This is a genomic window from Gulosibacter sediminis (assembly GCF_023370115.1).
Classification (GTDB): Bacteria; Actinomycetota; Actinomycetes; order Actinomycetales; family Microbacteriaceae; genus Gulosibacter; species Gulosibacter sediminis_A.
In genome coordinates, this window is sequence record NZ_CP097160.1 from 2,036,146 (window position 1) to 2,058,977 (window position 22,832).

18 protein-coding genes are annotated in these 22,832 nt (G+C 69.3%); 6 read left to right on the forward strand and 12 right to left on the reverse strand.

Features of this window, described 5'->3' with window-relative positions; genetic code table 11:
* Positions 1-49 precede the first annotated feature (49 nt).
* Complete coding sequence (locus M3M28_RS09395; protein WP_249386213.1) at positions 50-2,206, reverse strand: anthranilate synthase component I; 2,157 nt, start codon at positions 2,204-2,206, stop codon at positions 50-52.
* 38 nt (positions 2,207-2,244) lie between these two features.
* The gene (locus tag M3M28_RS09400; protein ID WP_249386214.1) at positions 2,245-4,236 is read right to left on the reverse strand and encodes a MinD/ParA family ATP-binding protein; all 1,992 of its coding nucleotides are present in this window, start codon (positions 4,234-4,236) and stop codon (positions 2,245-2,247) included.
* 144 nt (positions 4,237-4,380) lie between these two features.
* Here M3M28_RS09400 and M3M28_RS09405 point away from each other — a divergent pair, with 144 nt between their 5' ends.
* The gene (locus M3M28_RS09405) at positions 4,381-4,836 is read left to right on the forward strand and encodes a GNAT family N-acetyltransferase (protein ID WP_249386215.1); all 456 of its coding nucleotides are present in this window, start codon (positions 4,381-4,383) and stop codon (positions 4,834-4,836) included.
* An 86-nt stretch (positions 4,837-4,922) separates the two neighbouring features.
* Here the strand turns inward: M3M28_RS09405 and M3M28_RS09410 are convergent, their stop codons facing one another.
* From M3M28_RS09410 to purN, 3 genes are read right to left on the reverse strand one after another with little or no spacing between them, the layout of a single operon-like run.
* Entirely contained in the window at positions 4,923-6,176 is a 1,254-nt protein-coding gene (locus M3M28_RS09410; protein WP_249386216.1) for a hypothetical protein, read from the reverse strand.
* A gap of 36 nt (positions 6,177-6,212) precedes the next feature.
* Complete coding sequence (purH, locus tag M3M28_RS09415) at positions 6,213-7,832, reverse strand: bifunctional phosphoribosylaminoimidazolecarboxamide formyltransferase/IMP cyclohydrolase (RefSeq protein ID WP_249386217.1); 1,620 nt, start codon at positions 7,830-7,832, stop codon at positions 6,213-6,215.
* Positions 7,829-8,434: a phosphoribosylglycinamide formyltransferase gene (purN, locus tag M3M28_RS09420; RefSeq protein WP_249386218.1), complete on the reverse strand. Its 606-nt coding sequence runs from the start codon at positions 8,432-8,434 to the stop codon at positions 7,829-7,831. Before purN ends, purH begins: the two co-directional genes overlap by 4 nt.
* Before the next feature lie 186 nt (positions 8,435-8,620).
* Here purN and M3M28_RS09425 point away from each other — a divergent pair, with 186 nt between their 5' ends.
* A complete protein-coding gene (locus M3M28_RS09425) occupies positions 8,621-9,205 on the forward strand; it encodes a hypothetical protein (protein ID WP_249386219.1) in 585 nt (194 codons plus the stop codon).
* A gap of 2 nt (positions 9,206-9,207) precedes the next feature.
* Here M3M28_RS09425 and M3M28_RS09430 read toward each other — a convergent pair whose 3' ends face one another.
* The 3 genes from M3M28_RS09430 to sucC all read right to left on the reverse strand — a co-directional run bounded on the left by M3M28_RS09430 (position 9,208) and on the right by sucC (position 13,308).
* A complete protein-coding gene (locus tag M3M28_RS09430; RefSeq protein ID WP_249386220.1) occupies positions 9,208-11,094 on the reverse strand; it encodes a cell division protein PerM in 1,887 nt (628 codons plus the stop codon).
* Positions 11,095-11,232: 138 nt separating this feature from the next.
* A complete protein-coding gene (gene sucD / locus M3M28_RS09435; protein WP_249386221.1) occupies positions 11,233-12,117 on the reverse strand; it encodes a succinate--CoA ligase subunit alpha in 885 nt (294 codons plus the stop codon).
* A gap of 24 nt (positions 12,118-12,141) precedes the next feature.
* Positions 12,142-13,308: an ADP-forming succinate--CoA ligase subunit beta gene (sucC, locus tag M3M28_RS09440; protein WP_249386222.1), complete on the reverse strand. Its 1,167-nt coding sequence runs from the start codon at positions 13,306-13,308 to the stop codon at positions 12,142-12,144.
* Positions 13,309-13,589: 281 nt separating this feature from the next.
* Here sucC and M3M28_RS09445 point away from each other — a divergent pair, with 281 nt between their 5' ends.
* The 4 genes from M3M28_RS09445 to M3M28_RS09460 all read left to right on the forward strand — a co-directional run bounded on the left by M3M28_RS09445 (position 13,590) and on the right by M3M28_RS09460 (position 17,630).
* The gene (locus tag M3M28_RS09445; protein WP_249386223.1) at positions 13,590-14,315 is read left to right on the forward strand and encodes a hypothetical protein; all 726 of its coding nucleotides are present in this window, start codon (positions 13,590-13,592) and stop codon (positions 14,313-14,315) included.
* 128 nt (positions 14,316-14,443) lie between these two features.
* Entirely contained in the window at positions 14,444-15,670 is a 1,227-nt protein-coding gene (locus tag M3M28_RS09450; RefSeq protein WP_249386224.1) for an efflux RND transporter periplasmic adaptor subunit, read from the forward strand.
* Entirely contained in the window at positions 15,670-16,422 is a 753-nt protein-coding gene (locus M3M28_RS09455) for an ABC transporter ATP-binding protein (protein WP_249386225.1), read from the forward strand. Before M3M28_RS09450 ends, M3M28_RS09455 begins: the two co-directional genes overlap by 1 nt.
* Positions 16,419-17,630: an ABC transporter permease gene (locus M3M28_RS09460; protein ID WP_249386226.1), complete on the forward strand. Its 1,212-nt coding sequence runs from the start codon at positions 16,419-16,421 to the stop codon at positions 17,628-17,630. The genes M3M28_RS09455 and M3M28_RS09460 overlap by 4 nt, the downstream gene beginning before the upstream one ends.
* 36 nt (positions 17,631-17,666) lie before the next feature.
* Here M3M28_RS09460 and M3M28_RS09465 read toward each other — a convergent pair whose 3' ends face one another.
* The 4 genes from M3M28_RS09465 to M3M28_RS09480 form a co-directional block, all read right to left on the reverse strand.
* The gene (locus tag M3M28_RS09465) at positions 17,667-20,063 is read right to left on the reverse strand and encodes an ATP-dependent helicase (protein WP_249386227.1); all 2,397 of its coding nucleotides are present in this window, start codon (positions 20,061-20,063) and stop codon (positions 17,667-17,669) included.
* Between the two features lie 77 nt (positions 20,064-20,140).
* Positions 20,141-21,133, reverse strand: a complete 993-nt coding sequence (locus tag M3M28_RS09470; RefSeq protein ID WP_249386228.1) for a glycerophosphodiester phosphodiesterase family protein — start codon at positions 21,131-21,133, stop codon at positions 20,141-20,143.
* A 93-nt stretch (positions 21,134-21,226) separates the two neighbouring features.
* Positions 21,227-22,231: a Bax inhibitor-1/YccA family protein gene (locus M3M28_RS09475; RefSeq protein ID WP_249386229.1), complete on the reverse strand. Its 1,005-nt coding sequence runs from the start codon at positions 22,229-22,231 to the stop codon at positions 21,227-21,229.
* A gap of 83 nt (positions 22,232-22,314) precedes the next feature.
* Complete coding sequence (locus tag M3M28_RS09480) at positions 22,315-22,719, reverse strand: DUF3054 domain-containing protein (RefSeq protein ID WP_249386230.1); 405 nt, start codon at positions 22,717-22,719, stop codon at positions 22,315-22,317.
* Positions 22,720-22,832: the final 113 nt, after the last annotated feature.

Below are 22,832 nucleotides of genomic sequence, written 5' to 3' on the forward strand. Positions count from 1 at the left end.
TTGCGTACACTCATCGGCCCGCCGAAACGGGCCGCCGCGACACGCCCGGCTAGCGCACCGAAGGCTGCGGCGCGGGGATGCGTTCGAGCACGGAATCGATGATGCGTCGGCCAGCCGCATCGCGCAGTGTCATCAGCGACTCGGGGTGGAACTGCACCGCGAACCACGGCTGCTCCCGGTGCTGAATCGCCATCGGCACGCCGTCGTCATCGCTCGCGACGACGTAGAGCTCATCGGGCAGCGTCGCCGGGTCGATAAAGAGCGAGTGGTACCGGCCGGTGACGATGCGCTCGGGCAGGGCGTCGAGAAAGCCCTCGGCCAGCCGCACCGCCTCGCGCTCCTTACCGTGCAGCGGGTAGCCGAGCTGACCGAGCGAGGCACCGAAGTATTCACCGATCGCCTGCTGCCCGAGGCACACGCCGAACACGGCGAGGCCGCGGGCGTCGACGGCCGCGAGGATGCGCGCATCCTCGAAATCACGCGGATTTCCCGGCCCGGGCGACATCACCACCAGGCTCGGGTCGGCGTCGTCGAGCGCGGCCTGAATGTCGGCGTCCGACAGCCCGCCGCGCGGCACGCGCACCGTGCGCACCTCGGCGCCGGTCGCGCGCAGGTAGCCGGCGAGCATCTGCACGAACGAGTCCTCGTGGTCGAACATGAGGATGCGGTGGCCCGCGCCGCTCGCCGCGACCTGCGCGGCCTCCGGCTCGATCGCGGTCGGCGCATCCGACCCCGCGGCAATCGCCTCGAGCAGCGCCTGCGCCTTCATCTCGGTCTCGCGCTCTTCGTCTTCGGGCGTCGAGTCGATGAGCAGGGTGCCGCCCGCGCGCACTTCGGCAATGCCCTCGCGGATCATCGCGGCGCGAATCGTGAGGCCGGTGTTGACGTCGCCGTCGGCGTAGAGCACGCCGAGCGCGCCCGCGTACCAGGTGCGCGGCGAGCGCTCGTGCTCGTCGATGAAACGCATGGCCCAAATCTTCGGCGCCCCGGTCACCGTCACGGCCCACATGTGCGTCGCAATCGCGTCGAGCCCGTCGAAGCCTGCGCGGAGCGTGCCCTCGACGTGGTCGACGGTGTGGATCACCTTCGAGTAGAGCTCGACCTGGCGGCGCCCGATGATGCGAATCGAGTCGGGTTCGCAGATGCGCGACTTGTCGTTGCGGTCGACGTCGGTGCACATCGTGAGCTCCGAGGCGTCCTTGTCGGAGTTGAGCAGGGTGCGGATGCGGTCGGCGTCCTCGATCGCGTCGGCGCCGCGGGCGATCGTGCCCGAGATCGGCGCGGTCTCGACACGCGTGCCCTGCACGCGCACAAACATCTCGGGGCTCGCGGTGACGAGAAACTCGTTGTCGCCGAGGTTCATGAGCGCGCCGTAGGGCGCGGGGTTGTCGCGCACGAGAGTGCGGAAAACCTGCGCCGGCGAGGTGCGCACGGGCCGGCGGAACGCCTGGCCTGGCACGACCTCGAATAGGTCGCCGCGGGCGAACGAGTGCTTCGCCTCGCGCACGAGCGCGGCGTACTCCCCCGGCTCGTGGTCGCGGCTCGCCTCGGCCGAGGCTGGCGCGGGCATGAACGGCGACACCGTCTCGTCGCGGGCGACGCCGACGGTCGAGGCACCGGCGTACGCAAAGTCGAAGTCATAGCGGCGCGCGTCGCCGCGCTGCCGATCGACCGCGAGGATGCTGTCGGGCAAGTACACCGCGAGGTCGCGCTGCTCGCCACCCGCGGGCTCGGCGAGGGTCTCGATCTGCCGCACGAGGTCGTAGCCGAACGCGCCGTAGAGGCCGAAGTGCCGGCCGGAGTCCTTCGGCAACTGCTCGAGAATGACGCGCAACACCGTGAAGCTCGACCGGCGCCGCGTGCGCTGCTCCTCCGGCAGCAGCTCGTCGCGCTGCGGGGCGACACGGATGCGCGTGTCGGTCTCGTCGACCCGCTCCACCTCGATGCCGTCGGCCGCCTCGAGCGCGTCGGTGAAGCACGCGAGCGGTATCCGCCCGCGGTCGTTGAGCGCGCGCATCCGCAGTTCAAACCCGCGGCCCTCGAGCGAGAGCGGAGGGTCGATGAAGCCGATGTCCCATCGCGTGTAACGGCCCGGGTATTCGACGCCCGACGCGAGGATAACCCCCGCGCGCTCGTCGAGCCCGGCAACGATCGCATCCATTTCGGCCGGGGTGGCCGACTGCTCTCCCGCTACAACACGCAACATGCTTCTAGCCTAGATGCCTCGCGGCCCCCGGATGCGCGCTACAGGCCCTGCGAGATCACGGCCGCCGCGTGGCGCCAGGCTTCGAGGGTCGCCGGCTGCAGGCTCGGGATGTCGAGCTCGCCACCGCCCACGAACTCCTGGTCATACGGCACCGACACAACGGCGCGCGTGAGCTGCTGGAAGTGCGAGGTGAGCTTCTGCGTCAGCTCGGTGTCTTCCTTTTCGGAGGGCGACGAGAGAATCGTCACGGCGTTCGCGAGCTTGTCGCCGTAGCCGCGCTCGCGCAGGCCATCGGCGAGCCAGGCCGCCGACGCCGCCGTGTCTTCACGGGCCGTCGAGACGATGACGAGCTGATCGGCGACGTCGAGCGCCGCCTCCCAGTTCGAGGCACGCATGTTGTTGCCGGTGTCGATGACCATGATGCGGTAGAAGCGCGAGAGCACGGTGTGCAGGCGGCTGAACGCGTCGTCGTCGATGATCGCGGCGCTCGCCGCGTCGTCGTCGCTCGCGAGCACGTCGAACTTCGCGTCGCCCTGGTTGCGCACGTAGCGGTCGACGTCGGCGATCGTCATGCCGCCCGAAATTTCGAAGCGTGGCAGCTCACGCAACAGGTCGACCGCGGTGTTCTTGTTGACGCCGGGGCGCGAGCGCCAGCCGAGGGTGCCGCGGGTCTCGTTGTTGTCCCACGCGAGCGTGTAGCCGCCGCGCATGGTGCCGAAGGTCGCCGCGATCATCAGGGTCGCGGTGGTCTTGTGGGCGCCGCCCTTCGGGTTCATCACGACGATCGTGCGCGGGCCCTGGAAGGTGCGTTGAATCGACGCGATCTCCTCGCGGCGGGTGCGCTCCTTCGCGCCCGGGCCGAGTGTGATGAGGCCGCCGGTCATGCGGCGCAGGTTCGCGCGCCACCCCTGCTCGGCGGGCCGCTTGCGCTCGGGCGACTTCTCGGCGAAGAAGTCGTCGAGCGTCGGCACACCCTCGGTGTTCGGGCGGTGTGCGGGCTTCGGCGGCGTGGCCCGTCGGTCGTGACTGCCGCCGTGCTCGGATGCGACGCTCGCGGCGGCCTGCGCCGCGCGAGCGGCCGCGGGGCTCTGGTGCGGCGTCGGCGCAGGCGCGGCATTCGCGTCGCGGCCGCGCAGGAAGTTCGGCTGCCACTCGTCGGGGTCGGCGGCGTCCTCGACCGTTGCGTCCTGGTCGCGCCACGCCGGCGGCGCGGCGTCGGCGGGCCGGTCGCGCCACACGGGCGGCTTCGCACCCGGGGTCTGCTCGAACGGCGGGCGATCGGTGGCGACGTCGGACTCGGCGGGGTCGGTCTCGTCGATTTCGGCCGAGTCGGTCTCGCCGGACTCGGCAGCGCCCTCCTGTTCGGCCGGGGCCGCGTCGTCGGCGGCCGCCTGCTGCTCGTCGAGCTCGTCGAAGTCGTGGTCGAGCCCCTCGTCGTGGAACTCGTCGTCGACCTCTTCGTCGAGCAGCTCATCGGCCTCGCCGACCGGCACCGGGCCGGTCTTCGCGCCGTCGAACAGGCCCTGCGTCGAGAGCTCGGCGTCTTCGTCCTGCGCTGTCTCCTCGCCGCGCAGCAACTCGTCGTAGTCGAGCTTCGCCATCATCGCCTCGCGCGGCAGGCGCTCGGTCTCGTGCACGGGCACGCTCGGCGCATCGACATCGGTCGACGGCTCGTCGACGTCAAGACCAAACAGCGCGGCGTAACCGCCGTCGGTCTGGCGGGTCGGTGCCTCGGGCGTGAGGTCGTTGTCGCCCGGCTGCAGCGGGCGCATGTCGCCGACCTCGTCGACCTGGCCGTCGGCCGTGCAGAGCAGGTCGTAGACGCCGTCGATGTCGATCGTCGTCACGTGCACGTCGACGCCCTCGTCGAACGCGACCGCGAGCGCCCGCTCCATGAGCATGCCGCGGAGTTCGTCGGAATCCGCCGCGCGCATCCGGGTCACTCGGCCACCATCGCGCAGCTCGCCCTCGCCATCGGCGCGCACCAGCACCGTGAGCTCGCGCAAGCCGCCTGTCGCCTCCTGAGTCATCCCGACCTCCCCGTATGCGGCCGGTCTCGTGCCGGCGCGCCTTCAACAAACCTCCCTCCAGTCTAGGTTGCCGTCACGTGCGAGTTTCGCCTCATCCTGGTAAACACCCCGGGCGGTTTCAAAACTTCCAGGTACGCTGCGAACATGACTGAGATGCGCATCGCCCCGCTGACCGCCGACAACGTCGTCGCCGCTAACGCCCTCACGCTCAAGCCCGGGCAGGAGGCCTTCGTCGCGCCCGTTTCCCACTCCATCGCCGAGGCCTACGTCAACCAAGACACGATGTGGCCGCGCGTGGTTGAGGCCGACGGCAACGTCGTTGCCTTCATCATGGCGACCTTCAACGAGGAGGCCGCCGATGAGCTCTACCGAGCCACGATCCTCCGCATGAACGTCGACGCGACGCACCAGCGCCGCGGCATTGGCCGCTTCGCGGTGGATGCGGTGGTCGACGAGGCGGTCAACCGCGGCTTCGATCAGGTGGTCGCGGTCTGGGAAGACGGCGACCTTGGCCCCGGCAAGTTCTTCACCGCGATGGGTTTCGAGATCGTCGGCGAGACGCAGTACGGCGAGGTCATCGGCATCCGCAAGATCTCCTAGCTCGCCCCGCGCACGGCGACGCAACGACGAACCCCCGCGACCAGTGGTCGCGGGGGTTCGTCGTTGGGGCTGAGGCCGCGCGAAGCCTAGTCCCGCGAGCGCAGCGAGAGCCGCGGCAGCGTGCCGCCGACTGCCGCGAAGGCGCTGATGTCGAGTCGCTCGACCTCGTAGCCGAGGTCTTCGAGCAAGTCGGCGGTGTTCGGGGCATCAGCCGACACGGCGATCGTGGTCGGCGAGAGCGCGAGCACCGCGGCACCCGCGGGCTCAGGCGCAATGAGGCAGTCACCAAGCACATCCGGCGTCTCGAGTGCCTCGCGCCAGATGAGGCGCGTGCCGTCGGGCAGCACGCTGAGCGCCTCGCTGAGCGGCACCGAGCCCATCATCGGCACGCCGACGATGCGGTAGCCGCGGTCGCCGAGGAGTCGGCGCAGGCCGCGCACGGCCGACTTATTTGTCGTGCCGCCGACGCCAACATAGAGCACGCCCTCGGCCTGCACGACGTCGGCGGGGTGAAATTCGGCGGGCGCTTCGAGCTCGTCGAACACGGCGCCGGCGGTCTCGAGCGTTTCGCGCACGGCGATGAGGCTCGCTCGCGCGTCGCCGTGCTTCGGGCGGGCCATGATGACCTGCTCGCCGAGCACGAGCGCGGTGTCGCCCAGCAGCACCGCCCGCTCGTCGTCGTCGTCGCCGCCGGGCACGGCCTGCGTGCCCCAGTCGTGCTGCTCGAACGCCGAGACGAGCGCCTCCCACTGCTCGTTCGCGTCGTCCGAGTCATCGCCGAGCCGCTCGAGCAGCGCATCCGAGGGGATGCGCAGGAACGCCGAGCCGGACTCGAAGGTCGAGGCGGTGGCCTCGCCGCCCGCGGCCGCCGCGTAGCGCGCGGGCTCCCCCGCCACCGGGGCGAGCGTGCGCAGCGCTGCGGGCGCGACGAAGGTGGCCGAGAGCATCCCCGAGATCAGCAGCGGGAAGTTGAGGCCAAGGAACTCGCTGAAGATCGCGGCCCAGGCGTCGCCGTTGAGCTCGACGCCGTTCGAGACGATCTGCAGCAGGTAGCCGAGGGCGCCGCCGATGAGGATCGACGCCGTGCCTGCGATGAGCCCGCGCCACCAGTTCCGCAGCCAGCCGAACAGGCCGAAGATCGCGAGCGCGACGAAGTAGATGAGCACCGGCACCACGGCGATGCCGAACGCGTTCGAGAACGTGTCCCACACCGAAACAGAGAAGGTGAGGTCGCGTTCGTTCGTCTTGAACAGGGTCGCGGCGAGCGTCACCCCGGCCGCCGCGAGCGCGGCGAGCGCGACGACGGCGAGCTGGGGTTTCGGAGTGGACTGCTGAGACAAATCGGGCTTTCTGAGTCGGCGGGAGGGCCGCGCGGTTTAGTGGAAGAAGTGGCGTTCGCCGGTGAAGTACATCGTGATGCCGGCCTGTTCGGCTGCGGCCTTCACCTCGTCGTCGCGAATCGAGCCGCCCGGCTGCACGACGGCGCGCACGCCGCCCGCGATGAGGGTCTCGAGGCCATCGGCGAAGGGGAAGAAGGCGTCGGATGCGGCGACCGAGCCGCTCGCGCGCTCGCCCGCACGGTTCACGGCGAGCTGGCACGAGTCGACGCGGTTGACCTGGCCCATGCCGACGCCGACCGCGGCGCCGTCGTGGGCGAGCAGGATCGCGTTCGACTTCACGGCGCGCACGGCCTTCCACGCGAACTCGAGGTCGCGCAGGGTCGCCTCGTCGGCGGCCTCGCCGGTCACGAGCTCCCAGCCTGCGCTGATGCCCTCGGGCGCGTAGGTGTCGGGGGTCTGCGCGAGCAGGCCGCCCGAGATCTGGCGCAGTTCGAGCGCCTCGCGGGCGTAGCCCTCGGGCAGCTCGAGCAGGCGGATGTTCTTCTTGCGCGAGAGGATCTCGCGCGCCTCGTCGGCGAAGCCGGGGGCGACGACAACCTCGGTGAAAATCTCGCTCAGGGTCTGCGCCATCTCGGCCGACACCTCGCGGTTCGCGGCGACCACGCCGCCGAAGGCCGACACGGGGTCGGTCGCGTGCGCGCGGCGGTGCGCCTCGGCGATGGCCGCGGCGTCGTTGAGGCCGGCGGGCGCGATCGCGATGCCGCAGGGGTTCGCGTGCTTGATGATCGCGACGGCGGGCTCGGCGAAGTCGTACGCGGCGCGCACGGCGGCGTCGGCGTCGACGTAGTTGTTGTACGACATTTCCTTGCCGTGTAGCTGCGTTGCTTGGGCGATGCCGCGGCCGTCGGCAAGGCGGTAGAGCGCCGCCTGCTGGTGGGAGTTCTCGCCGTAGCGCAGCGGGGTGCGCTCGGCAGCGACGACCTCGAGCTGCTCGGGCAGCGCGGCAGGCGCATCCGCCTTGGACGCGTCCGCGAGCTCGCGCTGGAACCAGTTCGAGACGTTCGTGTCGTACTCAGCGGTGTGCGCGAAGGCCGCGGCCGCAAGCTTGCGGCGCTGCTCGAGCGTCGTGCCGCCGTCGCCGAGCGCGGCGATGACCTCGTCGTAGCTTGCGGGCGAGACGACGATCGCGACGTTCGCGTGGTTCTTCGCTGAGGCGCGCACCATCGCGGGGCCGCCGATGTCGATCTGCTCGACCACGTCGTCGCCCTGCGCGCCCGAGGCGACGGTCTCGGCGAACGGGTAGAGGTTCACGACGACGAGGTCGAAGGGCTTGATGTCGAACTCGCCGAGCTGCTGCTCGTGCGACGCGAGGCGCAGGTCGGCGAGCAGGCCGCCGTGAATCGCCGGGTGCAGCGTCTTGACGCGGCCGTCGAGCATCTCGGGGAAGCCGGTGACGTCGGCGGCGTCGGTCACGGTGACGCCGAGGTCGCGGATGCGCCCCGCGGTCGAGCCGGTCGAGACGATCTCGACGCCGGCCTCGCCGAGCGCGCTCGCGAGGCGCTCGAGGTCGGTCTTGTCCGAGACGGAGATCAGGGCGCGGCGGATCTCGACGCGGTCGCGCTCGCGACGGGGTTCGGTGATTTTCGGGGCGCTCATGACGCGATCTCCTTCAGGTTCAGGGTGCCGGCGGCGAGGTGTCGCACCGTGTCGAGCAGCAGCTGCCGCTCGACGACCTTGATGCGTTCGTGCAGCGTCGCCTCGGTGTCATCGGGGGTGATGGCGATGCGGCGCTGGTCGATGATGGGGCCCGTGTCGACACCGTTGTCGACGATCATGATCGTGGCGCCGGTCTCGGTGGCGCCGGCCGCGAGGGCATCGCGCACGGCGTGGGCGCCGGGGAATTCGGGCAAATAGGCGGGATGCGTGTTGAGCAGCTCGGGCGCGAGCGCGTCGACCACGCGCGGCGGCACGAGACGCATGAAGCCCGAAAGGATCGTGAGGTCGGGGCCGAACTCGCGCACCTTCGCGAGGAGCGCATCCCCCCACTCGGCGCGGTCGGGGTACTCGCCCGGCGCCACGACGAAGGTCGGGATGCCCCGCTCCTCGCCGAGCGCGAGGTTCGCCCGCTCGGTGTCGGCGCCGATCGCGACGATCTCGGCGGCGATGGGCGCATCGCTCGCGCGCGCATCGTCGAGGCCGTCGAGGAGCGCGCGAAGGTTCGATCCGGTTCCGGAGATGAGCACGACGACCTTAAGCACCAGGCAATTCTACGCGGCGAGCGACTGGACGCCGCGGGAGCCCGTCGCGTGCCCCGCCCTGCAGGAAATGCGCGCGAGGTAGGCCAAGCAGTACATCCGCCGACCGATCCGCCCCGAGCGTCCGCCCGGAATGATTTGAGGAGACACGGCGCATGGGCGCCAGACCACTTCGAGGGAGACCCCCACATGTTCCGTAAACAGGCCAACCCGTTCGTTCGCTTCGGCCTCAGCACGCTCGTCATCGGCATCGTGCTGCTCGCGCTCAACATCTTCAACACGGCGCGCACCGTGGCCGAGTACCCCGGCATCGACTTCATGGACGTCTTTTGGGTCACCGAGGGCACGAACGGCGCGAACAACGTTCGCCTCATGGTGCAGGTGTGGGGCCCGGTCATTCTCATCCCGCTCGGCATCATTCTGCTCATCGTCGCGGTCGTGACCCGCAAGGGCAAGCAGGATGCGCAGCAGCAGCCGGCCGCGGGGCAGTTTGGTGACCAGCAGGCCGCGCCGCAGTACGGCGCGCCCCAGCAGTCGCAGCAGTGGCAGCAGCAGTCGCAGGCGGCGCAGGCCACCGCGGCGCAGGCATCGCAGTGGGCGCCCGAGCAGCTGCAGCAGGCGCAGGAGCAGGCGCTGCAGGCTCAGGCGCAGGCCCAGCAGTACGGCGCGCAGGCCGGCTACAACCCGGCGCAGCCGACCCAGGGTGACGCCGCCGCTCCGCAGTACGGCCAGCAGGCGCCCCACTTCGGCGACGGCAACGCCACGAAGCAGTAACGCTACTTCCGAGGTCCTCGCGGCGCCTCGTCGAGGTCGATATCGCCATAGATATCGGGTTCGTCGGGGCGCCGCAGTGCGTCTGCGAGGTCGCCGAGGTCGCGCCGGGGCGCGGGCTTGCGGCCGCGGGTCGTGCGCTGGTCTGCGTCACGCTGGCGGGGCGCGGGGGCGGATGCGTCGGGGTCGGTGTCGGTGTCGACGTTGGGTTCGTCGCTCGAGTGGTCGGTCTCGGCGTCTTTGCGCGCGTCGGCGTTGCTTGCCCCCGATCGCTGCCGGGCCCGGCGCACGACCGTGAGCGGCGCATCCTCGTCGTCGTCCTCGAACTCGTCAGCGTCGGAGGCGTCGTCGCGGAGTTCGTCGCGCTCGAACTTGTCGGTGTCGAACTTGTCGGTGTCGAACTTGTCCCGCAGCTCGGACGCGTCGTCGCGGTCGCGGTCCTCCCAGTCCTCGTCGGCGTCGTCGTCGCGCGCGGCCGTGGTGCGTCGGCGCCCGGCGGTGAGGTCGTCGAGGCGGTCCTGGGTCGCGTAGATGGCGCGCCGCCACCAGGGGGTGCGGGCGGGGCCATCGAGATCGTCGAACTCGGCATAGAGTTCGTCGTCGTCTTCGACCGCTCGGAGGGTGCGCTCGGCACGCACATCCTCGAGGTCCTCGGTCGCGAGGTCGCGGAACTCGCCCGGCGCAGCCTCGACCTCGAGCTCGGCGGCAGCGAGGGCACGCACGGGAATATAGGCACCAACGACCGCGCCGACGAGCAGCAGTGCGACGGCGTAGAGGAGCACGAGCCAGGGCACCGGGCCGAACTCGGTGAGCCGCCCGGGGCCGACCGCGCCACGCGAGAGGTAGGCGAGCCAGGTAAGCAGCAACGCTGCGATGATCGCGCCCGCGGCGGGCACGACGAGGCGCTGCCACCAGGGCCCCGCATCCGCGCCCCGCGTAGTCGTGCGCAGCCACAGCGTGAGCACCGCCGCGAGCAGCACGGGCAGCGCGAGCAGTGACCAGAGCAGGGTGGATTGAGGTTCGGGCACGATGCCGAGCAGCGGCAAGATCGGGAGTGGGCCGGCGTCGGTCGCGCCGGGGTTCGCCATAGTGCCCGCGCCAAGCTGCACGCCCGCGCCAAGTAGCCAAGACACCGCCCAGACGAGCAGTGTCGGCAGGTACAGCAACTCGGTGAGGCCGACCGCGACGTTGCCCCAGGCGTCGAGCTGCAGCAACTGCGTCAGGCCGACAATGTCGCCCATGTTGAGCACGAGACCGATGAGTACGAGGGCGCTCGCGAGGGCGAACAGGCCGACGACGAAGCCGAGCGCAAGGCGCAGGGCACGGGACGCCGCGGTGAGCATCACGTCGGTGCGGTCGCCGAGCAGGCGGGTCCAGGGCACAAATTCCCAGACGCGGGCACCGGCGAGGAGACCGACGACCCAGATGAGTGTGCCGCCCGCGGCGACTCCGCCCGGCTCGAGGCGCGCGACGTCGGTGCCGCCGAGCTGCAGCGCCAGCTGATTGCCGACGATGAAGGTGCCGGCGCTCACCGCGAGCGAGAGCCACGGGCCGTCGTCGTCGGCGTCGGCGATGCGGCGGCCGGTGCGCCAGGCGAACCAGGCGACGTAGGCCGTAATCGCGAGCGGGGCGAGCGAGACGACGAAGCCGAACGGCTCGGCGAGCTGCAGCGAGGGGAAGGCCTCGGGACGCACCGTGAAGCCGACGGCGCTCGTGAGGCCGAGCGTCCACAGCGCCATCGCTGCGGCGAGCGGCACTTCCCACGGAGTCGTCTGGAAGCTGCCAGAAATGAGCCACCCGGCCGCGGCAACGGCGAGTGGCGTAAGGATGCCGACAACGACCGCGAGCGCGGTGTCGGCGAGCGCAGCGAACATCGTGGCGAGGCGGGACATAGCGTTCTGAGCGTAGTGCAGCCGGCTGGCGCATCCGCCCTGCCAAGCCGCCCACCCCGGAAATGCGTTGAGTGGTCAGTTTTGTAGTTCTGGCCGTGCCAGAACTACAAAAACTGACCACTCAACGCATTTTGGTGACTAAAGGGCGGCGAAGATTTCCTTCATGATGTTCGCCGTCTCGGTCGGGGTGGTGCCCACGCGAACGCCGGCGGCCTCGAGGGCCTCCTTCTTCGCGGCGGCCGTGCCAGCCGAACCGGTGACGATGGCGCCAGCGTGGCCCATGGTCTTGCCCTCGGGCGCGGTGAAGCCCGCCACGTAGCCGACGACCGGCTTGGTGACGTTCGCCTTGATGTACTCGGCCGCGCGCTCTTCAGCGTCGCCACCGATCTCACCGATCATGACGATGGCCTTGGTCTCGGGGTCGTTCTGGAACGCCTCGAGCGCGTCGATGTGGGTGGTGCCGATGACCGGGTCGCCGCCGATACCGATGGCGGTCGAGATGCCGATTTCGCGCAGCTCGTACATCATCTGGTAGGTCAGCGTGCCCGACTTCGACACGAGGCCGATCGGGCCCTTGCCGGTGATGTTCGCCGGGGTGATGCCCGCGAGCGACACCTCGGGGGTGATGATGCCGGGGCAGTTCGGGCCGATGAGGCGCGTCTTGCCGAGCTCCTGCACGCGGGTGAACGCCTCAGCGGCGTCCTTGACCGGGATGCCCTCGGTGATCGCGACGGCGAGGGGGATCTCGGCCTCGGCCGCTTCAACGATGGCGCCCTTGGCGAATGCCGGCGGCACGAAGATGACGGTGACGTTCGCGCCGGTGGCCTCCATGGCCTCCTTCACGGTGCCGAAGATCGGCAGTTCCTTGCCCGCGAGCTCGATCGTCTGACCGGCCTTGCGGGGGTTGGTGCCACCGACGACGTTCGCGCCGGCCTCGAGCATGCGCGTCGCGTGCTTCGAGCCCTCCGAACCCGTGATGCCCTGGACAATGATGACGGACTTGTCGTCGAGGAAAATTGCCATTGTGTTCTGTAGTCCTTCCGAGCCCTAGGCGTTCGCGAGTTCGGCGGCCTTGTCGGCGGCCTCGTCCATGGTCGCCACGACGGTGACAAGCGGGTGGTTGAAGTCAGCGAGGATCGCGCGACCCTCTTCGACGTTGTTGCCGTCGAGGCGCACAACGAGCGGCTTGGTGGCGGCGTCGCCGAGCTGCTGCAGGGCGCCGACGATGCCGTTCGCGACAGCGTCGCACGCGGTGATGCCACCGAAAACGTTGACGAACACGCTCTTGACCTGCTCGTCGCCGAGGATGACGTCGAGACCGGCAGCCATGACCTCAGCCGAGGCGCCACCACCGATGTCGAGGAAGTTCGCGGGCTTTACGTTGCCGTGCTTCTCGCCGGCGCCAGCGACGACGTCGAGGGTCGACATGACGAGGCCGGCACCGTTACCGATGATGCCCACCTGGCCGTCGAGCTTGACGTAGTTGAGGTCGTGCTCCTTGGCCTTCTCCTCGAGCGGGTCGAGGCCACCGGCCGCGACGCGAAGCGCTTCGTGTGCCTCATGGCGGAACTCGGCGTTGTCGTCGAGCGTGACCTTGCCGTCGAGCGCAATGATGTTGCCCTCACCGGTGAGCACGAGCGGGTTCACCTCGACGAGCGTGGCGTCTTCGCCAACGTACACCTCGTAGAGCTTCTGGAAGACGGGCACGACCTTCTCGACGAGCTCGGCCGAGAAGCCAGCGGCCTCGGCGATCTCGCGCGCCTTGGCCTCGTCGATGCCGACGATGGGGTCGACCGCAACGCGGGCGAGGGCCTCGGGGCGCTCTTCGGCGAGCTGCTCGATCTCCATGCCACCCTCAACCGAGCACATGGCGAGGTAGTTGCGGTTCGCGCGGTCGAGGAGCACCGAGAAGTAGAACTCCTCCTTGATGTCGGCGCCCTCGGCGACCATGACACGCTCAACGACGTGGCCCTTGATGTCGAGCCCGAGGATGCTCTTGGCGGCCTCGAACGCGTCGTCGGCGGTCTTCGCGACCTTCACGCCGCCGGCCTTGCCGCGGCCGCCAACCTTGACCTGCGCCTTGACGACGGTCACGCCGCCGAGCTGCTCAGCAGCTGCCTTCACGTCTTCGGGGGTGTCGGCGACGATGCCCTTCAGCACCGGAACACCGTGTGCCTCGAACAGGTCGCGCGCCTGATACTCGAAAAGATCCACGTTTCTTCCAATCCACGGCAATGCCGAGTTTGACTTGCTCACACGAGCAGGAACTGGGTTCGGAGCGACCGCGCGAAAGGTGTCGAGTGCGTGGCTCGAGAAACGAAGCGCCGCGGCGCACATCCGCACGCAAGCATAACTGACCTGCGCTACGGCATTTCTCGGGTTCGTGCAGCTTCCCGGGCCGCGGCGGCGCGCATCCGGGGCTCGATGTCGTTGGCTCGTGCGACGATCAGCTTGCTCGACACCGAAGACGCATCGTCCCATTGAAAGGCCGCATCGTGAAGCTCCGCTCCCCTGCCTATTTGTTTGCCCTCAGTGCCGTCACGATCCTCGCTCTCGCGGGCTGCGTCGCGCCGGGCGATCCCGCGGCCGCCGCGCCGACCGCGAGCGGCGCATCCGCGTCTGCCTCGAGCGACGACGCGACTGCTGACGCGACCTCGACCTACGTGGCTGAGGGCGGCGAGCCGGGCGAGGCGACGGATGCGCCGGTCGCGACCCCCGCAAACCTGCCGGCGGGTGCCGAGGTCGACCCCGTCACCGGGGTCTGGGTCTACAGCGACGAGGTCGCGTTCCTCGACCTCCCGCAGGACGCCGATGAGTTTTTGTCGGAGCCGTTGGCTTCGCTGCCGACGCTGCCCGAGATCCCTTCATTGGCTGGGCAGCAGCTCGCCGACGACGCGGGCCTCGTCGATGTCTGGGATCTCCAGCAGTACTACATCGCCGACTGCATGGCCGATGCTGGCTTCGAGTGGCGATGGGTCTACTACGACGGCGGGTTCGAGGGTTCGTTCTCGGATGAGTCACCCGACGCGACCATCTCGCACCCCGCTGACTACACCATCCCCGGTACTTGGAGCGACCAGACGCCCGGGTTTCAGGCCGCGCTCTGGGGCGAGAACGACTTCATGAGCCCTGACTACGACCCGAACTACGTCTATCACTGGACGACGGCGGGCTGCGACGGTTACGCCGTGCACGTGACCGGGATGGACGACGCCCACTAGTTGCCGGCGCCGCGCAACACGTGGGGTTTTCCCCATGGACACGGGTCGGACCCGCTGGTGGGATCAAATGACCGCCGTACTGTCCACCGTGCGCCGCTGCCCTCAGCCGCGCCCGCGAGAGGAAACTCATGCCGAATTCGCCCGCGCCCGCTGGCTCCAACGACCCGTTCGAGCCACTCACGAATCCTGAGCATTCCGAGGCGCGCGATGGGTACTACGACGCGGTCGAGGAGGAGGCGAGCGGCGCATCCGCCTCGGCGAGGCCGAGCAAGCCGGCGAAGCAGCCCAGGGCACGCCGCCCGAAGGGCCGCGCCCGCAAGGCGATCTTCGGCACGGTCTGGCTTGTCGTCGGCGTCGTCGCCGCGGCATCGCTCGCGAAGCTCGCGTTCTTCTCGAACGACACGGCCGAGCAGGCCGAGCCCACCGGCCAGCTCGAGTCGCCGACCGTCGAGGTAACGCGCGGCAGCGTCACCAACGAGTTCGTCGTCAGCGGCTCGGTCTCGGCCGATGCCGGGGTACCGCAGCGCTCGACCGAGCAGGGCTCGGTCACGATCGTCTACGTCAAGGTCGGCGACCACGTCGAGTACGGCCAGCCCCTGTACGAACTGCGCGAAGAGGTCGGGCAGACCGACCCGCAGCCCGTCGGCGAACCCGACGAAGAGACCGGCGAGCAAGAAATGACCTCCCCCGAGCCGGTGTACGAATATCACACGGTAACCGCGACCGAGACGGGCGTGCTCACCGAGTTCACGCCGCTGGCAAAGATGGACGTCACCATCGGCGAAACCATCGGCGAGGTCGGCCCAGGAACCTTCACGGTCGTCGCCGACCTCTCGGCCGACCTGCAGTACCGGATGCTCGACGCGCCCGCGACCGCAACCGTCGCGATCACCGGCGGTCCGGCGCCGTTCGAGTGCACCTCGCTCGAGATTGGTGCGCCGGCCGACGACGGCGAAACCCCGTCCACTGCGGTCGATCCGTATGCCGACCCCTACGCGGATCCCTACGCCGACGTCACCGGCGGCTCGACCTCGGTCACCGGCCAGGTGCGCTGCGCCGTGCCCGACGGCGAGACGGTGTTCGCCGGCCTGAGCGCCGAGGTCACCGTCGTCGCCGACGGCGTCGATGACGCCCTGCTCGTGCCGACCACCGCCGTGCGCGGCGACTACGCGACCGGCCTCGTCTACGTCGTGGATGCGCCGGGCGGCGAGCCGCAGGAGGTCGCGGTCGAGCTCGGCATTACCGACGGCATGTTCGTCGAGATCACCTCAGGCCTCGAGGAGGGCGCGATCGTACTCGAATATGTGCCGAGCGAAGTGCCGATGTACAGCGACGACATGAGCGGGGTCTACTAATGCCCGCCCCGGTGCTCGAAGTGCGGGGCGTCACCCGCGAAGTCCAGCTGCCCACCGGCCAAATGCTGCGCATCCTGCGCGGCGTCAACCTCGAGGTGCTGCCCGGCGAGCGCGTCGCCGTGCTCGGCCGTTCCGGCGCGGGCAAGACCACGCTGCTCAACCTGCTCGGGCTCATCGACCAGCCGACGAGCGGCGAGGTGCTCTTCCGCGGCCAGGATGCGTCGGGCCTGTCGGCGACGAAACTCGCGCGGCTGCGTGGCAAGTCGGTCGGCTTCGTGTTTCAGCAGTTCAATCTGCTCGACAACCGCACGGCCATCGAGAACGTCATGATGCCGTTGTTCTATGGCGCGGCCTGGCAGTTCTGGCGGCGCCGCGAGCTCGCGCTCGCCGCCCTCGACAAGGTGGGCCTCGCCCACCGCGCCGATCAGCTCCCCCGCCAGCTCTCGGGCGGCGAGCAGCAGCGCGTCGCGATCGCCCGCGCCATGGTGCGCGAGCCCGCCGTACTCCTCGCCGACGAGCCCACGGGCGCGCTCGACGTCGGCACGGGCCACGACATCATGGCGACGCTCTCGCAGCTCGGCGACTCGACCGGCGCCGCGCTCATCACCATCACGCACGATCTCGCGGTCGCGGCACTCGCCGAGCGCATTCTCGTGCTGCAGCACGGCGTGCTCCACGAGCGCACGATCGAGCAGGCCGAACGCATGCTCGTCGAACAGGTGCGCGAGCAGCACGAGGTGGCGAGCGCATGAGCAAGCCGAAGCGAGACAACACCCCGGGCGACGGGGCGACAAACGTCGTCGCGACCCTCGTCGACGCCTGGCACGAGCTGCGCGTCAATCGCCTGCGCATCCTGCTCGCCCTCGTCGGCATCGCCGTCGCGGTGATCGGCCTCACCGGCGCCCTCGGCGTCGGGCAGCTGCTCACCGACTTGCAGACCGAAACTGCCGAGCGTTCGGGCGGCCGCACCGCAAACGTCGTCGCCGAGGGGCAGACGACGCCCGCGGTCGTCGACCGCCTGAGCCGCCTGCCCGACGACTTCGGCGTGACGAAGCACGCGCTCTCGGCGACGACCGAGGCAACGGTGTGGACGCCGAGCGCCCAGATCCCTGTCTCGCTCACCGCGGTCGAGCCCGACTACGGCGAGATTTACCGCACGGTCGTCGAACAGGGCAGGTTCCTTGAAGACTCCGACGCCGACCTGCTCGCCCCCGCGCTCGTAGTCAACAACAAGCTCTGGCAGGCGCTCGGCAGCCCCGACCTCGCGACCCAGCCGCGGGTCGAGTTTGTCGGGGGCGGCAACAGCCAGGCATTCACGATCGTCGGCGTCTCGCCCAACACGAGCGAGTTCGACTCACCGATCGCCTGGATGCTCTACGACCAGCTCTCGCTCGTGCCCGGCACGGCCGCGGCGCAGGGCTCGACGACCCTCTCGATGTGGGTGCCCGAGGAGATCTCCGATCAGCTCGCGGCGCAGCTCAACGAGCAGCTCAGCGCGAGCAACATCATGGTCTACCGCGGCGACTGGGCCGCCCAGATGGGTGACTCCACTGCGTTCATCCGGTGGTTCGTCATCGGCGCGGCCGTCGGCATGTTCCTGCTCGGCGCGCTCGGCCTCGTGAACATCAACCTGGTCACGATGCAGCACCGCGTGCGCGAGATCGGCATTCGCCGCAGCTACGGCGCGACCTCGGCGCGCATCTTCTTCGGGGTGCTGCTCGAGTCGATGGTCGCGACCTTCCTCGCCGGCGTCGTCGGCGTCGTGCTCACCGTCGCGATCCTGCAAAGCTCGTGGCTGCAGGGGCTGCTGCAGTCGGCGGGACTCTACGAGCCGCGGCCATTCCCGATCTCGGCAGTGCTCATCGGCCTCGCCGCGGCGACCCTCGTCGGCGCCCTCGCGGGCGCGCTGCCCGCGCTTAAGGCGACCCGCGTGCAGATCGTCGACGCGATCCGCTACTAGCACCGCAGCCCTGTTCGCGCCGCTCGCGAAGGCTCGTTAGAGCTTTTCGAGCGGCGCGACCTTGATGAGCAACTTCTTGCGCCCGACCTCGTCGAAGTCGACCTCGGCGACGCGCTTCGAGCCAGTGCCGAGCACGGCACGCACGGTGCCCTCGCCGAAGTCGGTGTGTTTCACGCGGTCGCCGTGCGCGAGCTCGAGCGCCGAGTTGTCCTTCACCGCGCCCGTCACGGTGTTGTCGAAGCTGCGCTTGCCGCGGCGCGGGTTGAACGGCTCTTTGAGCCCCCGCGCGCCCTCGAGCACATTGCTCGTGCGCACCTCGCCGAAGCGGCGCTCTCCCCCGCCCCAGCCCGACGAACCGGTAGGCCGCAGTGTGGGCCGCGACATGACGTCCTGCGGCGATTGCCGCCACGCGATGAGCGACGCCGGGATCTCGTCGAGGAAGCGGCTCGGCATCGCGGTCGACGCCTCACCGTACTGCGTGCGCGACACCGCGAGCGAGAGGTGCAGCACCTTGCGCGCACGGGTGATGCCCACGTAGAAGAGGCGCCGCTCCTCGGCGAGCCCGCCCGGCTCATCCGCGCTCATGCGGTGCGGCAGGAGCTCTTCCTCGACGCCGGTGAGGAACACGGCTTCATACTCGAGGCCCTTTGCGGTGTGGAGCGTCATGAGCGACACGGCGCCCGACTCGTGATCGATGTCGTCGGCCGCCGCGACGAGCGCAACCTCGGTGAGCAGATCGACAAGGTTACCGTCGGGGTGCTGCTTATCAAACTCCTTCGCGACGTTGATGAACTCCTCAACGTTCTCGGCGCGCGCGTCGTCCTGCGGATTCCCCGTCGCGCGCACCGCTTCGATGTAACCGGTCTGCTCGATGATCGTCTCGAGCATCTTCGACACGAGCACGGGGCCGGTGGGTCGCTGCGGGTCGATCGAGGCCTCGGCGTGGTCGAGAATCTGCGCGAGCTCGGCGATCTTGCCGCGCAGCTTCGGCCCGACGCCGAGGTCGTCGGCCCGGCGCAGCGCCTCGCGGAACGTGATGTCGTGCTCGTTCGCGAAGTTCGAGATCGCGGTGACCGTGGCCGGCCCGATGCCGCGCTTCGGCGCGTTGATGATGCGGCGCAGCGAGAGCTCGTCGTTCGGGTTCGCGACGCTGAGGAGGTACGCGAGGATGTCCTTCACCTCGGCGCGCTCATAGAACTTCGTGCCGCCGATGAGGCGGTACGGCACGGCCGAGCGAATCAGGATCTCTTCGAGCGCACGCGTCTGGGCGTTGGTGCGGTAGAACACCGCGATGTCGTTGAAGTTCGTGCCCGAGTCGTGCAGTTTGTGGATCTCGTCGGCGACAAACTGCGCCTCGTCGTGCGCCGAGAAACCGGCGAAGCCAACGATCTGCTGGCCCGCGCCCTCGGCCGTCCAGAGGCTCTTCTCGCGGCGGTCGAAGTTGTTGCCGATCACGGCGTTCGCGGCGTCGAGGATGTTCTGGGTCGAGCGGTAGTTCTGCTCGAGCAGGATCGTCTCGGCGCCGGGGAAGTCGTGCTCAAACTCGGTGATGTTGCGAATGTCGGCGCCGCGGAACGCGTAGATCGACTGGTCGGAGTCGCCCACGACCGTGAGCGATGCGGGCGGAATCGAACCGTCGGCCGCGAGTTCGATGCGGGTGTCGGCGGGCACATGCTGTGCCGGCGTCACGTGCGTGAGCTCGCGGATGAGCGCGTACTGCGCGTGGTTGGTGTCTTGGTACTCGTCGACGAGCACGTGGCGGAAGCGGCGGCGGTAGAGCGCGGCGATGTCGGGGAACGCGCGGAACAGCCAGACCGTCTGCGTGATGAGGTCGTCGAAGTCGAAGGCGCGGTTGCGCTCGAGCTCGCGCTGGTACTGCCGGTAGATCTCGAGCACGAGCTGGTCACGCGGGTTCGACGCGTCGACCTTGCGTGCGAAGCCGTCGGGGTCGATGAGCTCGTTCTTCAGTGCCGAGATGCGGTTGAGCGCGTGTGACGGCGTCACGCCGAGCGACTCGGCCTCGAGCGCCTTGACGATGCGCTTCACGAGTGCCTTCGAGTCGGCCGAGTCGTAGATGGTGAAGCCCTGCGGGTAGCCAAACTTCTCGGCCTCCCGGCGCAGGATGCGCACGCACGCCGAGTGGAACGTCGAGATCCACATGCCTTGCACCGTCTCGCCGAGCAGGTGGCCGACGCGCTCACGCATCTCTGCCGCGGCCTTGTTCGTGAAGGTGATCGCGAGAATCTGGCTTGGCCACGCCTCGCGCGTCGCGATGAGCCCGGCGATGCGGTGCGTCAGCACACGCGTCTTGCCCGACCCCGCGCCCGCGATGATGAGCAGCGCGTCGCCGCGGTACTCGACGGCAGCGCGCTGCGGCGGGTTCAGGCCGTCCACGAGGTCGGCGGGAATGGGGTCATACGACAGATAGGTCATGGCCAATCCATCCTAGGTGGCACCCCCGACACCGGCTCCGACCATCCACAGGTCGACAGACGCCCCGGTCCGTGCGCTCAGGCGGCCGAGACCTCGCCCGCGACCGGCGCATCCGAGCCGAGCTGTGGCGCCCCGCCGAGCGCGGCGCGACAGGCCCCAGGGTCGTCGGCGAACACGCCATCGACCCCGGTCGCGGCGAGCGCACGCCAGTAGTCGAACGGCCTGCCCGCGAACTCCGGCGGCACGAACGGCGCCTCGGCGCGCAGGGTGTAAGTGAACACCTCGAGGCCGCGCGCATGTGCCCGGTCGACAAGGTCGGCGTCGAGCAGCGTCGTGCGCACCGAGATGCCGTCGTAGCGGTAGGCGGCGTCGTCGAGGCCCTCGTCAGTGCACCGTTCAGGCCCCTCCTCGCCCGATCCCGGCCGCAGCCACGGCTCGTCCTCGACGAGCACGACGAGGCGCGCATCAAGCTCGCGCACGAGGGCCGAGCCGCAGAGGCGGTCGAGCGCCGACACCTCGAAGCTCTCGATGCGCGCGCCCTGCAGGCAGCGCGCCGAGCGCACGGGCTCAAGCTCGCGCACGAGCAGCTCTTCGAAGCGGAAGCCGCGCGCGCGCATCCAGGTATCCCACTTCAGCTCGAGCACGAGCGTGCAATCGCGCCCGCGAGCGGTCGCCGCCTCGTCGATGAGCAGCACAAGGTCGCGCAGGCGCAGCAGCCCCTGCTCCCCCGAATGGGCGGCGGATGCGGGGCGCAGCTCGGGCAGGCGCTCGACGGCGCGCAGCGTCTGCAGCTGGGCCCACGTGAAGTCCTCGGCGTACCAGCCCGCCGCCGCGTCGCGCGTCGCCTCGCGACGCAGCGCCGCGAACTCGGGATGCTCGGCAACGTCGGTCGTGTCGTCGAGCACCGGCTCGTGGCGCACCACCAGCACGCCGTCGGCCGACGGCACGAGGTCGGGCTCCACCGCATCGGCACCCTGCGAGATCGCGAGCGCGTAGCTGGCGGCGGTGTGTTCGGGGAGGTATGCGGGAGCCCCGCGGTGGCCGATGAGCCACGGCATGCGCTGTGCCATGGCGACCAGCATGCGCCGCGTTGGTAAATTTCCGGAAACATCACGCCCCCGCCGCGCTTGCGCGCGACGGGGGCGTGATGTGGGTGCGCGGAACTAGTCGTTGCCGCGGAAGATCGCGATGAGTCGCAGGATCTCGATATAGATGAACACGACGGTCGAGATGAGCGAGTAGGCGGCGACCCAGCCGTACTTGCGCGGGGCACCCGACTTCACGCCGTTCTGGATGAACTCGAAGTCCATGATGAGCATGTAGGCGCCCATGAGCACCGCGAGGATACCGACGATGACGCCGAGCGGAATGCCGAAGATCTCGACGCTCGTGCGCAGACCCCAGGGGTCGCTGACGACGCCGGTGACCTGCAGGATGAAGTTCACGAGCGAGAAGGCCGCGTAGGAGATCATCACGATCATCACGAACTTCGTGAGCTTCGGCGAGGTGCGAACCTTGCCCGAGCTGAACAGGGCGAGGGTCACGCCGATGACGACGAGGGTCGCGAGCGTGGCCTGCAGCACGATGCCCGGGTAGACCTGTTCGAGGATCGACGAGAAGCCACCGACGACGAGGCCTTCGGCGATCGTGAAGATCGTCGTGAGCACGGGCGACGGCTCGCGACGGAAGGTCATCACGAGCGCGAGCACAAACGCGCCGATGCTCCCCGCGACGGTGAGGCCGTAGCCGACGGCCGGTGCCGCGAGCACGGTAAACCAGGTGAGGGCGGCCGCAACGAGCAGCACGCCGAACATGCCAGCGGTCTTCGCGATGGTGTCTTCCATCGTCATGCGGTCGAGCTGGTCGTTCGACGGCGACGGCATGTCGTACTGGCGGTTCAGCTGCTCGGGGCTTGGCGCCGGCTGCTGGAATTGGGGCTGCTGGCCGTACGCCTGCTGCTGCCCATAGGCCTGCTGGTAGCCCTGAGCCTGCTGCTGGCCGTACCGCTGCTGGCCGTACTGCTGCTGGCCGTACTGCTGACCGGTCTGGGGGTTGCCGTACGCCTGGTTAAACTGCGCCTGTGCATTCTGGGCTACGCCCGAGTGCTGGTTTCGTCGCTGGTATTCGCCATTGAAGTACGGGTTCCGCTGAAGTGCAGAGCTCGACATCAGTTCTCCTCTAAGTAGTGCGCTTCAGGCAAGTCTACGGACTCCTCTCGCCGCGCACCGGGATTTTTCCCCAGACTTTGCCGCTACATCTCAGTGTTCGCTGCGGGCGTGCGGTGTCGCCGACGGAAGAGCTGCCACACAAGCCGGGGCACGAGAAGAAACACCGCGAGGGTGATCGTCGCGACGATGATGAAAGCGGGCGCGGCGGTGTCACCGAAGAGGATGCGCAGGGCAAGTCCGCTCGACACGGTCACGGCCCAGATGAGCACGCCGGCAGGCCACACCCTCGAGTGGTCGCGGTCGGTCAGCCGCACAATGACCCAGCTCAGTAGCAGCGCCGCGAGGAACGGCCACGCGGTGCCGAGGATGTCGAGCACGCCGAGCGCCTCGCCATGTGACGAGCGACCGATCGCGGCGAAGGCAATCACGAGCACGGCGTCGGTGAGCACGAAGGGATAAATCGGTGGGCGAGCGGGGGCGTCGGACATGCCTCCAAGGCTAGCGCGCCGAGCCGCGCGCCTGCTGGCTCGACGCATCCGCGCCCTCACCACGAATGAACTGCACAACACACGTCGATTTCTTGTGCTCGTTACCGGCGCGT